14 protein-coding genes are annotated in these 14,312 nt (G+C 40.4%); 7 read left to right on the top strand and 7 right to left on the bottom strand.

Annotated elements, in window-relative coordinates; all coding sequences use genetic code 11:
• The first annotated feature begins 41 nt into the window (after positions 1-41).
• Positions 42-551, top strand: coding sequence for a DUF1543 domain-containing protein (locus tag ACY3ZI_RS11460; protein WP_487375183.1), 510 nt, complete (start codon positions 42-44; stop codon positions 549-551).
• Between the two features lie 68 nt (positions 552-619).
• Here ACY3ZI_RS11460 and ACY3ZI_RS11455 read toward each other — a convergent pair whose 3' ends face one another.
• Positions 620-967: a hypothetical protein gene (locus ACY3ZI_RS11455; RefSeq protein ID WP_211885832.1), complete on the bottom strand. Its 348-nt coding sequence runs from the start codon at positions 965-967 to the stop codon at positions 620-622.
• A 338-nt stretch (positions 968-1,305) separates the two neighbouring features.
• Between ACY3ZI_RS11455 and ACY3ZI_RS11450 the strand changes: the two genes are divergently transcribed.
• On the top strand, positions 1,306-1,677 hold the full coding sequence (locus ACY3ZI_RS11450; protein ID WP_132496078.1) for a hypothetical protein: 372 nt from the start codon (positions 1,306-1,308) through the stop codon (positions 1,675-1,677).
• A gap of 298 nt (positions 1,678-1,975) precedes the next feature.
• Here ACY3ZI_RS11450 and ACY3ZI_RS11445 read toward each other — a convergent pair whose 3' ends face one another.
• Positions 1,976-2,224: a DinI-like family protein gene (locus tag ACY3ZI_RS11445; RefSeq protein WP_036953155.1), complete on the bottom strand. Its 249-nt coding sequence runs from the start codon at positions 2,222-2,224 to the stop codon at positions 1,976-1,978.
• Between the two features lie 662 nt (positions 2,225-2,886).
• On the opposite strand from ACY3ZI_RS11445, the gene ACY3ZI_RS11440 reads away from it, so the two are divergent.
• Positions 2,887-4,344 carry an alanine/glycine:cation symporter family protein gene (locus tag ACY3ZI_RS11440; protein WP_211885831.1) on the top strand — a complete coding sequence of 486 codons (1,458 nt, stop codon included), beginning with the start codon at positions 2,887-2,889 and terminating at the stop codon, positions 4,342-4,344.
• Between the two features lie 211 nt (positions 4,345-4,555).
• On the top strand, positions 4,556-5,440 hold the full coding sequence (yddG, locus tag ACY3ZI_RS11435) for an aromatic amino acid DMT transporter YddG (RefSeq protein ID WP_211885829.1): 885 nt from the start codon (positions 4,556-4,558) through the stop codon (positions 5,438-5,440).
• Between the two features lie 187 nt (positions 5,441-5,627).
• Here the strand turns inward: yddG and brnQ are convergent, their stop codons facing one another.
• The 3 genes from brnQ to ACY3ZI_RS11420 form a co-directional block, all read right to left on the bottom strand.
• Complete coding sequence (gene brnQ, locus ACY3ZI_RS11430) at positions 5,628-6,959, bottom strand: branched-chain amino acid transport system II carrier protein (RefSeq protein ID WP_211885828.1); 1,332 nt, start codon at positions 6,957-6,959, stop codon at positions 5,628-5,630.
• A 220-nt stretch (positions 6,960-7,179) separates the two neighbouring features.
• On the bottom strand, positions 7,180-7,989 hold the full coding sequence (gene yidA / locus ACY3ZI_RS11425) for a sugar-phosphatase (protein ID WP_211885827.1): 810 nt from the start codon (positions 7,987-7,989) through the stop codon (positions 7,180-7,182).
• Between the two features lie 165 nt (positions 7,990-8,154).
• Positions 8,155-8,538, bottom strand: coding sequence for a helix-turn-helix domain-containing protein (locus tag ACY3ZI_RS11420; protein ID WP_036953169.1), 384 nt, complete (start codon positions 8,536-8,538; stop codon positions 8,155-8,157).
• A 248-nt stretch (positions 8,539-8,786) separates the two neighbouring features.
• On the opposite strand from ACY3ZI_RS11420, the gene mgrB reads away from it, so the two are divergent.
• Positions 8,787-8,927, top strand: coding sequence for a PhoP/PhoQ regulatory lipoprotein MgrB (gene mgrB, locus ACY3ZI_RS11415; RefSeq protein ID WP_071992159.1), 141 nt, complete (start codon positions 8,787-8,789; stop codon positions 8,925-8,927).
• A gap of 186 nt (positions 8,928-9,113) precedes the next feature.
• Positions 9,114-10,478, top strand: a complete 1,365-nt coding sequence (locus ACY3ZI_RS11410; RefSeq protein WP_036953171.1) for an amino acid permease — start codon at positions 9,114-9,116, stop codon at positions 10,476-10,478.
• 122 nt (positions 10,479-10,600) lie between these two features.
• Here the strand turns inward: ACY3ZI_RS11410 and pagP are convergent, their stop codons facing one another.
• On the bottom strand, positions 10,601-11,176 hold the full coding sequence (gene pagP / locus ACY3ZI_RS11405) for a lipid IV(A) palmitoyltransferase PagP (protein ID WP_036953173.1): 576 nt from the start codon (positions 11,174-11,176) through the stop codon (positions 10,601-10,603).
• A gap of 501 nt (positions 11,177-11,677) precedes the next feature.
• Between pagP and thiD the strand changes: the two genes are divergently transcribed.
• A complete protein-coding gene (thiD, locus tag ACY3ZI_RS11400) occupies positions 11,678-12,475 on the top strand; it encodes a bifunctional hydroxymethylpyrimidine kinase/phosphomethylpyrimidine kinase (protein WP_036953175.1) in 798 nt (265 codons plus the stop codon).
• Between the two features lie 355 nt (positions 12,476-12,830).
• Here thiD and trhP read toward each other — a convergent pair whose 3' ends face one another.
• On the bottom strand, positions 12,831-14,207 hold the full coding sequence (gene trhP / locus ACY3ZI_RS11395; RefSeq protein ID WP_154636889.1) for a prephenate-dependent tRNA uridine(34) hydroxylase TrhP: 1,377 nt from the start codon (positions 14,205-14,207) through the stop codon (positions 12,831-12,833).
• Positions 14,208-14,312: the final 105 nt, after the last annotated feature.

Genomic DNA, 14,312 nt, shown 5'->3' with positions numbered 1-14,312 from the left:
TATTATTATACATAACGATAACTAATCACAGAGAGAGAATAATGAAACTATTTATGTTTTATGTTGGTGGTAATGCCGGAAAATCCAATATTGAGGTGCACGATATTCAGTTTGCGGCAGTTAACACACCAGAAGAAGCTTGGCCATTATTGCGAGATGCTTGGTTTGGGGATAAAGATAAAATCCATGTAGATGGGTATGCAGATATCAATTGGGCAGATGGGTTCGACATCAGTTTGAGCAAAGAACCATCAGAAAGTGAATACAAACTCTATTTTATTAATGTAGGTGGATATATTTCATCAACGCTTGCGGAGCTGCATGAGTTTGATCTCTTTGTGGCAAAAAATGCCCAAGAAGCTAAACAAAAAGCAATTAGCCAGCTCTTAGTGAATAGCCAGCAACAGCATAAAGATAATTTAAAAGATGTTGATGATTGTTTATTACTACAAAAAATTGGTGAATATTATATTCACCTAAATAAAAATGAGAATGGAAATAGATATCAACCATTATGGCAAGGATATTTACCAATAGGTATAAATAGCTAGTTTTTAGTTAATACGTAATAGCCAGCATTATTAAAGATATTACTGGCTATTATTATTCAGAGTGAAATTTATTGAGCTTCTTGTGTCACTAAGCTAGGTGATATTTCAATCACTGCCACTTTCACCATATATTTTTTATTATTCTCACCCTTTGGTACTTCCGCTATGATTTTCTTTAACGCCTCTTCTGGTTGAGCGGTTTGTACAGCCGTGGAGTATTGCATCATTCCTTGATGGCGTCCCATATATTGCCCACGGTAGTTACCATCACAGGGTCTGTCATACTGAGATTGACTGGAGCCGTTACACCAAGTTCCATTGCCATTTCGGTGATAACCATTACCGTGATAAGCAAAGGTAGAGAAACTCACCGCTAATAAACTGCTGACTAAAATAAGTGATTTTAAATTTTTCATTCTGATTCTCCTCTTTATTTATTATCAGCTTGCCATTGTGGTTTTTTATTTCAATCGGATTTACTTAAATATAGGGAGATTTCATATTTAAAACACAGTTATTCATTATTTCTTCACACTGATAAAAATTTGTTAAATAAATATTGGAATTACTCTAATGTCTGAAAGACAATATTATATAAGCTATAGAATTTTAAATGTAAAATAAATTTATTTTTATTTTGTCAATTAAATAGAACTTTTTGTGCGGCATGAATATCGAGATACTTATTATTGATGGGGTAAAGGTGTTAACATAATCAATAAACCCATAAGTGTAGTATGAGAAGGATTTGAGATTGAAACGTATAAAAAGTAAGCTACTGATAGTGATTTTACTGGCGTTAGGCGCATTTGCTTATCAGTTTTATACAACAATCGGTGATAGTGATGTTACCAAGCAAGCTGAAAAGCTTATCGAGAATAAGTTAAGTTCAGGTAGTCCTCTGACTTTTGACGATGTCAAAATTGTTCTGAAAAGCGAATTTAAAGAAGGTGAAAGCTACCGAGTCTGTGGTTTTTATCAAATCAGTGAGAAAGGTGATAAGTTACCGTTTGTTGCTAGCGTCAGTGTTCAAGGTGGAAAATTCTCTGAACATCATCAATTGATCACCAGTGATACACCAGAACTACGCACTGCCATTGTGTCATTGTGTGAGAAATCACAGTAATTCTATCTAGAGTATTTACGGTATAGCTACGTACTCAATTCAGGCATTCGCCTACATTTTCCCCATAAAAAAAGCCAGTAATAAATACTGGCTGCTATAAATTAGCAAAAGCAATGTAAATGAAAATTCGTTATATACATTATCATATAACGCTTAAAAGAAAAGGACTTTTATACAAAGTTGACTAACATCATCATTAACTATGATCTTGATCAGGGTTTGAAATAGGGGGAAGGGCGAGAGCGATGAGTTCCAGCCTAGCGGTTATCGCTGTAGGCTGGAAAATAGAGCTAGAGTATTATGCTTTTAACCAGTGACCATGATGGAAAACATCTTCAACCAGTTCATGGAGAACGATATGTGCTTCTTTATCATCATGGAAGCCTTTGGTATTGAAGGTGGTTGCACCACTGTCATGTGTAATAAAAAGGTTGCTACCAGGGTATACTTCTAAAACTCTGGCATGCAATTCAGCAGTGAACGCGTCGTAGGATTTTTCAGAGAGTGTTGAGACTAAATCGTCAGAAACTTTGATGTGGATTTCCATATATTACCCTTTGATGTAGAAAGTAAATTAGCGATAAGTGTATTGGTATCATAAAACATTAGCAATATTCTTATTGCGATGATTGCGAAATGATTATTCTACTCTGAAATAGGTTTAAGCGGTAGATTTAAAATAAGTAAAATATAATTCAAAAAAGACGTATCAAACTATATTTAATATTTATCATCAATGATTATTCAAAGGAGTAATAATTAAAATCCATCAATTAGTTATTTAATTTAAAAAACACTGAAGGATTATTTAATAAAATACGCGTTCACTTAATTAAATTTAATGTTTTTTTACTTATAACTGTAATTTCTGGTTAAAAATTGTCATGTTTTTAATCAATTGATTGAGAATGCTCTTAAAGTAATCAACTTAATCATATCGATTTGTTTTTATTGCCATTTAATTGTGCTTTTTTATTCTGGGTTGCATGATTGTTCGTTGTCTTCAGTATTAAATAGACTGATGGCCAGAAAAAAATTTACAGGGAAAGTAAAAAAAATATAATTCATGGGTCTTGTTTAATAACATTGATTATTCATGATAAACCATCATGGTTTATATTTTTATGTGTTTAATTACTTAAATAATATGGAGCTAAATAACTCACCAACTAATACCTCTATTAGTGGATATAATAAAAGGAGCATAATTTGATAGAATTTATAAACTCAATCAGCAATCTTATTTGGGGCTCGTTATTAATTTATTTATTATTGGGAGCCGGTTTATATTTTACAATACGATCTAAATTTATTCAGTTTAGGCATTTTGGCCACATGTTCGGAGTACTGAAAAATAGCACTCAATCGGACAGTTCAGGTATTTCTTCATTCCAAGCACTATGTACCAGCCTAGCGGCGCGAGTTGGTACTGGAAATCTAACGGGTGTTGCTATCGCGATTACGGCAGGCGGCCCTGGCGCTATATTCTGGATGTGGGTGGTTGCATTACTAGGAATGGCAACGTCATTTGTCGAATGTACATTAGCGCAGCTTTATAAAACCAAAGATGACCAAGGTAACTATCGCGGCGGGCCTTCTTATTACATGGAGAAAGGCTTAAAACAGCGCTGGATGGGTGTACTGTTCTCCATCTTCTTAATCATTGCATTTGGTTTGGTTTTTAATGCAGTTCAAGCGAACTCCATTGCACAAGCAACTGCTGTGGCATTTGATTTTAACCCACTCTATGTTGGTATTGCCTTAGTGATCCTCAGTGGAACCATTATTTTTGGTGGATTAAGATCAATTGCTAAAGTCGCCGAATTTGTCGTGCCAATCATGGCTATCGCTTATTTAGTACTGGCTTTCTGGGTTGTCGGTCAAAATATTGATCGCTTACCTGATGTCTTTATGCTGATTTTCCGTAGCGCCTTTGGTTTACAGGAAGCCGCGGGCGGCGCCATTGGTTATGGTATCGCTCAGGCGATGACGCAAGGCATTCAGCGCGGATTGTTCTCGAATGAAGCCGGAATGGGTTCTGCGCCAAATGCAGCGGCATCTGCGTCACCTTACCCACCACATCCTGCCTCCCAAGGCTATGTCCAAATGTTAGGTGTATTCATGGATACCATTGTGATCTGTAGCGCTACAGCCATTATTATTTTGGCTTCAGGCGTGTTAGATGGTCCGGTGGGTAAAATCAATGGTATTGAGCTGACTCAGCTAGCTTTATCTTCTGCGGTAGGCAGTTGGGGAAGTATCTTCGTTGCGATTGCGATTTTCTTCTTTGCTTTTACATCCATCATTGCCAACTATGCTTATGCAGAAAGCAATATGATTTTCTTGGAAAATAATCATACCGCTGGGCTGTTTATTTTCCGCTTAGCGACATTGGGGATGGTGATGTTCGGGGCGCTCGGTGAAATGCCACTGATTTGGAAGCTTGCGGATGTTTCGATGGGCTTAATGGCAATTACAAACTTGATTGCCATCCTCTTATTGTCCGGTGTGGCATTCAAACTCGCGAAAGATTACAACCGGCAGTTAGGTGCTGGAAAAATTCCAACATTTGATATTAATGACCATCCAGAGCTGAAAAAACAGCTTAATGAAGGAATTTGGGAAAAAGAGTCGGTTGAGCAGTGGGTTAAGAACGAAGCCCATTAATTTTGCAATCTCTGGTTGCTGTTGACGCAATTGATCGCAGTTGAAAGCAAATAGAAATAGAAGGCGCTTAGATTTGTTTCTAGGCGCCTTTTTTATTCTTAATTGTCTGCTCAATAAATATAAAAAAACTTGCTTTATTGCCCTTAGAGCGTAAGGTTTTGGAGGAAAATAATAGCCAAGATAAATATGAAATAAGGTGTTGATCAGGAAGATGAAACTCGGACGATACGCAGCAACATTTTACGGGGTCGTATCCATATTATTGTGGAGCACGATGGTAGGGCTTGTTCGCAGTACGAGCGAAAACTTTGGTCCTATTGGTGGCGCGGCACTTATCTATTCGATAGGGAGCCTAGTTTTGGTTGTTGTAATGGGGTTGCCGAAAATTCATCTTTTCCCTAGACGCTATTTGTTTTGGGGGGCGTTTTTATTTGTTAGTTATGAAATTTGCTTTATTTTAGCGCTAGGGCTTGCCAATAATCGTCAGCAAGCCATTGAGCTGGGGATGGTGAATTACTTATGGCCGAGCTTCACAATTGCGTTAGCGGTTTTATTTAATCGACAGCGTTTTAGTTTATTACTGATTATCGGGCTTATTTTAGCGTTTGCGGGTTTATTGTGGGTTATCTCCGGCGATCAACCTTTATCCCTAAACGCCATTCTTTCAAATATTCAAAGTAACCCACTTAGTTACGGCTTAGCCTTTGTTGGTGCATTACTGTGGGCTTTTTATAGCAATATTACGAAACGAATGTCGAATGGCTGCAATGGTATGGTGCTGTTTTTTATCATGACATCGGTCGGATTGTGGATCTTATTTATCTTCTCGACGCCAGCGCCATTTAATATCAATGTGAATAGTGTCAGTTTGTTATTTATCACTGCCATTGCAACCGGCGGGGCAAATGCGCTTTGGACAGTAGCAATCATCAAAGGCAATGTGGCTTTTCTCGGGACATTGTCCTATTTCACTCCTGTTATCTCTACAGCATTTTCTTCAATGCTCTTGAGCACCGCATTAACTTTGGGCTTCTGGCAAGGCGTCTTGATGGTTACCATAGGGTCAATCACCTGTTTTATTGCCACAAGGCGCTGAGTTATGTTTGGGCGTGTAACGAACACTAATAGCGCCGAGGATAAAAATCACGCCAAGTAGCTGCAATACCCAATGTTCTGGTAAGCCATGTTGAACAGCTTTACTGTTCCAACCTGAAAAAGCCCATCAAGCAAATAACAAGCCGAATGTCAGCGATATGCCAACATTCGGCTTTTAAATATCAAGATTAAGCTAAGTTTTGCTCAGCAACAGGCTCGCTTTTCGCGGTCAATTTGCCGATAAACATCGAGATAATAAACGCGATAATGCCTGGAATTAACCAACCCATCCCTTGCTCAAACAGCGGTAAATAAGTGATTAAGTTTGCTTTTATTGATGCGCTCAAGAGTTCCATATTATTCAGCGTATCGAATAGGCTCATCAGCACAACTACGCCAATGGTGATCCCATAAGTGACTCGAGGAGCAGCCATAAACTTGCGCGCAAATTGCAGGAACACGATAGTGACCGATGAAGGATAAATCATCAGCAGCGCCGGAATGGTGACGCGCAATAAGGTGTCGAGACCAAACGTGGACACGACGGTGGTTAGCATTGTGAAGAAAACTACCCAGAAGCGATAACCTAAACGGTGATGGAAAGTCGCAAAGTAATCCGCACAGGCGCTGGTCACACCCACTAATGTGGTCATGCTTGCCAGTAATACAATTCCGCACATGATCCACGTACCTACCGCACCAAACAGGACATCGACGTAACGAGAGAAGATCTGTCCGCCATTGGTGGCTGTATTCGCCACTTGTTCACTGGTCGCGCCTAAATAGAACAGGCAGATATACAACGCCGCGAGTAAGCTTACTGAAATTAAACCCGCTTTAATCGTGATAGTCGCGACTTGGCGAGGTTCAGTGATCTGTTTCGATGCTAATGCGCGCGCCACAATCCCTCCAAACGCCATCGCTGAGAGGACATCCATGGTTTGATAGCCATCAATCACGCCGCCAAAGAAGGCAAACTCAGCATACTGTTTAACTGGCGGATTCATGTCAGAAAGCGGGTTAATGACCACGGCAATTCCCACAACCACTAACAAAATAAGTAACGCCGGAGTCATAAACTTACCAATCGCGCTGATCATAGTGCCTTGCTTCAACATGAAGAACATCGAGGTGAAGTTAAAAATGAGTGCGAAAGTGAGATGAGAGAATGTGCTTTTTTCAACGAAGCCTAATGGTAAAAAGCCCATTTCAAATGCGGTATTCGTCACCCTTGGCATCGCAAATGTGGAGCCGACAATTAGGTAGAGTGCAACCCAGAAAATGACCGCAACCCATTTAGGCAAATCAACAGAAAGCTTTTCACCACGTCCTTTTACTGCAACTGTTACTAAGGTTAAGAAGGGTAATAGAACACCGGTGATCAGAAAACCTAATGAGGTATCAAACCAGTCTGTCCCTGATTGATAGCCTGCCATCGGTGGAAAGATGATATTTCCCGCGCCTAGAAATAAGGCGAATACCATCATCCCCAGAATTAACATATCTTTAGTCGAAAACATTTTACTACCTGTTAGTGATGTGGGTTTTATTGTACTTATAGATGAATGACAATTTTTTAAAAGAGGCAGATAGTATCAAATTTGGAAGAGTAAGTAAGGTAAAGGATAAAATAGCCCTAAGAGAAAGACAGGAGATGGATATGCCAGAATGGGGATGTCTAGGCATATCCAGTTAAATTGTATTTTGGTCTAGAGATTTGAACTCTAAATTAACTGCTCACTAGATAATAAATTTGTTTATTGCGATAGCAACACCATCACAATCGTTGGTGTCGGTGACAAATTTCACTATTTCACGAATATGTGGTGCAGCATTTCCCATTGCAACCGAAACACTCGAATACTGTAGCATGGCAACATCATTATTTTGGTCACCGATGCTCATGACTTTATCCGGCGTGAGAGATAATTTCTCACATAACACTTTTAGTGCAGAGCCTTTGCTTACATCCTTATTCGAAACTTCGAGGAAATAAGGACTAGTTTTGATCAGCGAGTAGTTTTCAAAGGTATTTTCAGGAATATAGCTGATACCTACATCCAGTTTTTCGGGATGGTCAATAATCATGATTTTGGTAAAACTGAGCGAGCTATCCATTTCGTTAACCGGGCAATACACCAGAGGGGTATTGGTGAAATAGGCATCATGAATGGTATAGCGGCTAATATGACGATTCGCAGTGAACATGGTGTTGTCTGCAAGGGCGTGCATATGAACCCCCACGTTGTTAGCTAGTTCAGCAAAATATTGATAATCTTCAAAATCTAACAAGTTTTCATACAGGTGACTGCCATCATTGGCTTGATGGATCACGCTGCCATTGTTACTGATACAGTAGTTGCTGGCAGTATCTAATCCAAGTTCTTGAAGGTAGGGTAAAATACCAGAATAGGGGCGACCTGAGGCAAGGACAATTCGCACACCTTGTTTGTGCGCGCGGGTAATGGCTTCTTTCACTGCGGGAGAAATTTGGTGCTGCGAATTGAGTAACGTGCCATCTAAATCAATGGCGACCAGTTTGATTGACATCAATGCCTCCTAAAATAGAACTTTTACACGTACCTTACTCTGATTATCGAGAATGTAAATTATCTAAGAGGGCAACGGATAAGTTGCTCAGTAAAAAGGATGAGAATACCCATGTTTTATCGCATTAAAACTGAAAAAATGCAGGTTAATGCGCGTAAAACAAATTCACTCATCATCCGGGATTAGGTGTAATGGCTCTTTTACATCCAAATGAATTTGGTCATTTTGACGAAAATCAAACGGCGTAATGCCATATTCTTTGCGGAACATATAGGTAAAGTGGGATTGCGAGCCGAAGCCAAAATCTAACGCAATATCAAAAATACTTTGGCTGCTGTTTCTTAATAAATTTACGGCGCCAGCCAGTCGGCGCTGACGGATATATTTTCCTAAGGAGATTCCTGTGACCTCCTTAAAGATTTTTTGCATATGCCAAAGGGAATACCCAGAATAGGCAGCGAGTTCTTCCAAATGGATGACTCGACCTAAATGCTCTTCGATCCATTTACTTAGAGCATTAACAAGTGCTACGTGGTTATCTTGTGCCATCTCAAATTCATTCTTATTTTACGGTAACCGAAGTATACACAACTTCATTTCACCATGACAAAGGTTGGTTGTGCGGTATTACAGATTTATGTATAAAAATCACACAATAATAGCCAGTTATTTATCAAGAGCTGCAAAAATAAACAATTGTTTTCTTGAAAACGATGAATAGCCCATTTTACGAAACTAAAGACGATAATATCGATTAATATTGCCAGATGATGTGACTATTAAGAACCCCATTATCTATGCGAAATATGCTATTAATCATCAGCATTGTAATTATTTGTGCTTTTTTATACCTCTTGGCGATGAATAATCTCTGCGATCAGGGCGGGGATGATTTTCAACTCGGTGTTTGCCGCGTGACGGGTTTGTTACCATTTTGAGTTTGCATTTTGCAACGTCTTACAGGATATTAGTTTGTCATTATTTGGAAACATTAGAAGACAGGCAGAAAGCCAGCTTTACAGTTGTATAATTGCGAGTGGAGTTCATGCAAAAATTCAAATAAACTTGCGTGATTATCACAACTGTGGACGATAACAAAAAGCTAGAGGATGAAGGGTAAAGATATGGCGCAACAGACGCTAAAGCGCGGATTGAAAAACAGGCATATTCAGTTAATTGCCTTGGGGGGCGCTGTCGGTACAGGGCTATTTTTAGGGATAGCAACCACCATCCAAATGGCAGGTCCGTCGGTACTACTTGGGTATGCATTGTGTGGATTTATCGCTTTTCTGATCATGCGTCAGTTAGGTGAAATGATTGTTCAAGAGCCTGTTGCAGGGTCATTTAGCCATTTCGCATTCAAATATTGGGGCGGTTTTGCCGGGTTCCTCTCGGGTTGGAACTACTGGGTGATGTTTATCCTCGTGGGGATGACTGAACTGACCGCTGCGGGTAAATATATGCAACACTGGTGGCCTGAGTTACCTATTTGGGTTTCGGCACTGGTGTTTTTTATTGCGGTTAATGCAATTAACCTGATTAATGTTCGCTCTTATGGAGAAACGGAATTCTGGTTTGCGCTGATCAAAGTTGTTGCGGTTATCGCGATGATTTTATTTGGCTGTTACTTACTGTTTAGTGGCCATGGCGGCCCTCAAGCCAAAGTGAGTAACTTATGGGAATACGGCGGCTTTTTTGCCAAAGGCTATAATGGGCTATTAGTCGCGCTGGCGATTATTATGTTCTCATTTGGTGGATTGGAATTAGTGGGGATCACTGCAGCAGAAGCTGAAGATCCAGATAAAAGCATTCCAAAAGCCATCAATCAAGTGGTTTACCGTATCTTAATTTTCTATATCGGCTCACTGGCGGTATTACTGGCGCTGTATCCGTGGGTGCAACTGGATGGCAAAACTAGCCCCTTCGTACTGATTTTCCATGAGCTGGGTGATTTACTCGTTGCCAATGCATTGAACGTGGTGATTTTGATTGCGGCTCTGTCGGTTTATAACAGTGGGGCATACTGTACTAGCCGTATGCTGTATGGTTTAGCACAACAAGGTAACGCACCGCGCTTTATGGCAAAAGTGAATAAAGGCGGCGTGCCTGTAATGGCGCTTATTGTTTCAGGTATCGCGACTTCTGGCGGGATCTTGATTAACTTCGTGATGGAAGGCAAGGCGTTTGAATTACTGATGTCCTTGGTGGTCACCACGTTAGTTTTAAACTGGATTATGATTTGTGTTTCTAACTTGAAGTTTAGGGCTGCAATGAATAAACAGGGTATTGAAACGAAGTTTAAGAGTATTTGGTATCCGTTTGGTAACTATCTGTGTTTAGCATTCTTGTCGCTGATTTTGATTATTATTCTGACAATGGATGGGTTACGCGTTTCTGTGCTGATTATGCCTCTTTGGATCGCGGTTCTGTGGGTTGGTTATCAATTCTCAGGTGCTAAAAAACAAGGTGTAGAGAGCAAAGCGTTATAGCCTTATCAATCAGTAAAAGACCAGATAAATAAAAAACAAAAAACCGGTAAGATTTTTAATCTACCGGTTTTTTTATGCTTGCTTTTTGGTCAATCAGCCTCTAGCGAGATGAGTTCAAACGCTTACCACTGCCAACGTAACCAAGCAAACAGGACGTTACCGTTATTGTATGTTCCTGGAATATAGGTCGCTTGAACAGAAAGCTTATCATATTCAATAGAAACTAAAGGCAGAGGCGCAGGGAGTGGAATATAGCTATATTCCTCACGCGCGGTAATACCTAATGTGAATCCCGCACCCATACGGAAGCCATCAAGATCGCCCGGGATCCACATTTTTTGGAAACCATAACCCACGATTGGCTCGACTTTATTATGGGAATCCATAAATGCCATTGCGTAGAGTGCATGCCAGTCATTATCTTCATCATAACGATATTTACCGATACCAAAGCCCCATGGCTCTTCATTATAGGTATCTGTTTTTTCTTTATCGTACATAAGACGGTTATGCCAAGTGAAGAACGGGATATACAGCTCATATTTGTCAGAATCCCAAGTGGTGCTGACATTATTAGTGAATTTATCCCATAAACCGACTGACTGCTCTTCAGCAAATGCAGGCGATGACATGCAGATTGAAGCGCTCAGAATTGCCGATGCGCCTACAACCAACTGTATGTTTTTATTAACTCTCATTGTGGATCCAATCTAGTTTTATCTGATAGATGAGTCATGATAGACATTGACAATGATGACATCATTATCGCAATTGTAATAATTGTAGTGGAAATTATTTTAATAAAGATAAGCTAAATAGGACAGCAATAAATGGTTAAATTAGGATAATGACGTATTGGGATCGTAATTTGCTGTAAGGAATCAACTCAATATTGATATCAATTTTTTGATATTAGAATGAATCAATTAGCTATAACCATTTGATTATTAATTATAAAAATCCAATTTATTTTTGATGAAAATCAATCGCATTTAATTATTGAAGACAATGGATAATCTGCTAGTAATTAGCATTGCGTATGAGACAATTCATTTAAGGACGTTATTTAATTAACTTAATGATTTTTATTAAGTTAAAAAGACGTAATAAGCGCAATATGACTAAGGTCAATTATCTTTCTAAAGACAATTGTTTTACTGAAGACAATTATTTTACTGAAGACAATGGAGAGGGCACTAATGAGAGTGAATGCATTAACGATTGCGGGAACGGATCCATCTGGTGGAGCTGGTATTCAAGCAGATCTGAAAACATTTTCCGCACTCGGTGCGTATGGAACCAGTGTGATGACTGCGCTGGTGGCACAAAATACGCAAGGTGTTCAAGCCATCCATAATATCCCTTCAGACTTTGTTGCGGCCCAATTGAACTCTGTTTTAAGTGATGTCCGTATTGATGCCGCGAAAATCGGCATGTTATCTAATCGAGGCAATGTTCAAGTTGTCGCCAATGCGTTGAAAAAAACACCCGTGCCTTATGTGGTGCTCGATACAGTAATGGTCGCCAAAAGTGGAGACCCGCTATTATTACCGGACGCGGTGGAAACCCTAAGACGCGAGCTTTTACCTATGGTTTCGTTGATCACGCCAAATTTGCCCGAAGCAGCCGTATTACTTGATGAGCCGATGGCGCAAACGGAAGAACAAATGCGTGAGCAAGGGCAACGCTTACTGCAATTGGGTTGCCAGAGTGTCTTGATGAAAGGCGGGCACTTAATCGATTCTCAAAGCCCTGATTGGTTGATCACCCCAGAAGGGGAATGGCGCTTTACATCGGTACGTATCGATACCAAAAATACTCATGGAACAGGATGCACGTTGTCAGCAGCGTTAGCCGCACTGAGGCCGCGTTTTGAGGATTGGCAACAAACAGTTGTGGAAGCAAAAGCCTATTTGCAAGGGGCGCTAGAGCAAGCGGATAGCTTAGAAGTTGGTAGTGGTTTTGGGCCTGTACATCATTTTCATCGCTGGTGGTGAGAATTTTGAGGGACTAGAAAAAAGAAATGGCTAGCTCAAGGGAGATTGAGCCAGCCAAGGAGGTGGTTCCTAGTCTTAATTTATGACTTTCTAGTTCTTCGTTTTCGACAGTGACTATACGATATAGAATAACCAATTGATGTGATCTGTTGCATAAATTTGGATATTGAGTGCACTTTTTAACGAAACTGTCAATAACGAGAATGATTCTCAACTAAAATAAAGCATAAAATGGCCGTTTTTTACACGAATACCTAAGAAAAAACCCATAGTCATCGACCATGGGCTTCTATTTAGTAAAACGTGTTTAGTAATAAGCGATGGAATGCTTAGCCAGTTTACGCTTTTTCTGCTTTTACGCTTTTTCTTCTTGGGCTTGGTGCGGATCTCGAGTAGTTGTTCCTGCAAGATTGCGGATCAACAAACCAAAATTCACATCCACATCTTCAGGAATTGGCAGATAAACTACATGTCCATTACCTGGAGCAACTTCAATAGATTCACCTTTGCGGTTAGTTAATGCATCCAGAGTAAAGACGATATTACCTGACGGTGTCATTAACTCTAAGCTGTCACCGACGCTAAATTTGTTTTTCACATCGACTTCCGCTAAGCCATTCACTCGGTTGCCTGTGAATTCACCGACAAATTGCTGGGTATCCGAAACGGAATAGCCATATTCATAGGTTTGGTAGGCATCATGGGTGTGACGACGTAAGAAACCTTCGGTATAACCACGGTGTGCTAATCCTTCAAGGGTAGAAAGCAGGGTTGGGTCAAATGGCTTACCCGCTACCGCATCATCAATGGCGCGGCGATATACTTGGGCTGTACGAGCACAATAATAGAATGATTTAGTACGACCTTCGATTTTCAGTGAATGAACGCCCATTTTGGTCAGTGTTTCAACGTGTTCGATGGCGCGTAAATCTTTTGAGTTCATGATGTAAGTGCCATGTTCGTCTTCAAAGGCGGTCATGTATTCGCCCGGACGCATCGCTTCTTCAATCATGTAAACTTTATCGGTTGGAGCACCTTCACCGAGTGTTGGCGCCACGTTTTTAACGGGGATTGGCTCATGGACATGCACGATGTTACCTACATCGTCTTCTTTGCCTTCTTGAACTTTATATTCCCAGCGACACGCGTTAGTACAGGTACCTTGGTTAGGGTCACGCTTATTAATATAACCAGACAGCAGGCAGCGACCAGAATACGCCATACACAGCGCACCGTGTACAAAGACTTCCAGCTCAATTTCAGGTACTTGCTGGCGGATTTCAGCGATTTCTTCCAACGATAATTCGCGGGATAAAATCACGCGAGTTAATCCCATTTGTTTCCAGAATTTCACAGAAGCCCAGTTGACGGCGTTAGCTTGAACCGATAAGTGAATATCCATCTCCGGGAAGGCTTCACGTACCATCATAATCAGACCAGGGTCGGACATAATTAGGGCATCGGGACCCATTTCAATCACGGGAGTCAGGTCACGAATAAAGGTTTTTAACTTGGCGTTATGTGGCGCGATATTGACGACCACATAGAATTTTTTACCCAGCTCGTGGGCTTCGTTGATCCCTTTTGCGAGATTCTCATGGTTAAATTCGTTATTGCGCACGCGTAAGCTATAACGTGGTTGGCCAGCGTAAACCGCATCGGCGCCGTAAGCGAAAGCATAGCGCATGTTCTTCAAGGAACCTGCTGGGGATAATAATTCTGGTGTAAACATGTTAGTTCTCAGTCTGATGTCAGGTCAGCACCAAGCCGGATGGCTTGGTGTAAAAATTCGAGGGTGGGGATTTTAACGCTAAATGACGGGAATGCCAAATTTCCC

It is taken from the genome of Providencia sp. LY12 (assembly GCF_057621555.1).
The sequence above is the reverse complement of the archived record's forward strand: the minus strand, read 5'-3'. Positions and strand labels throughout refer to the sequence as shown.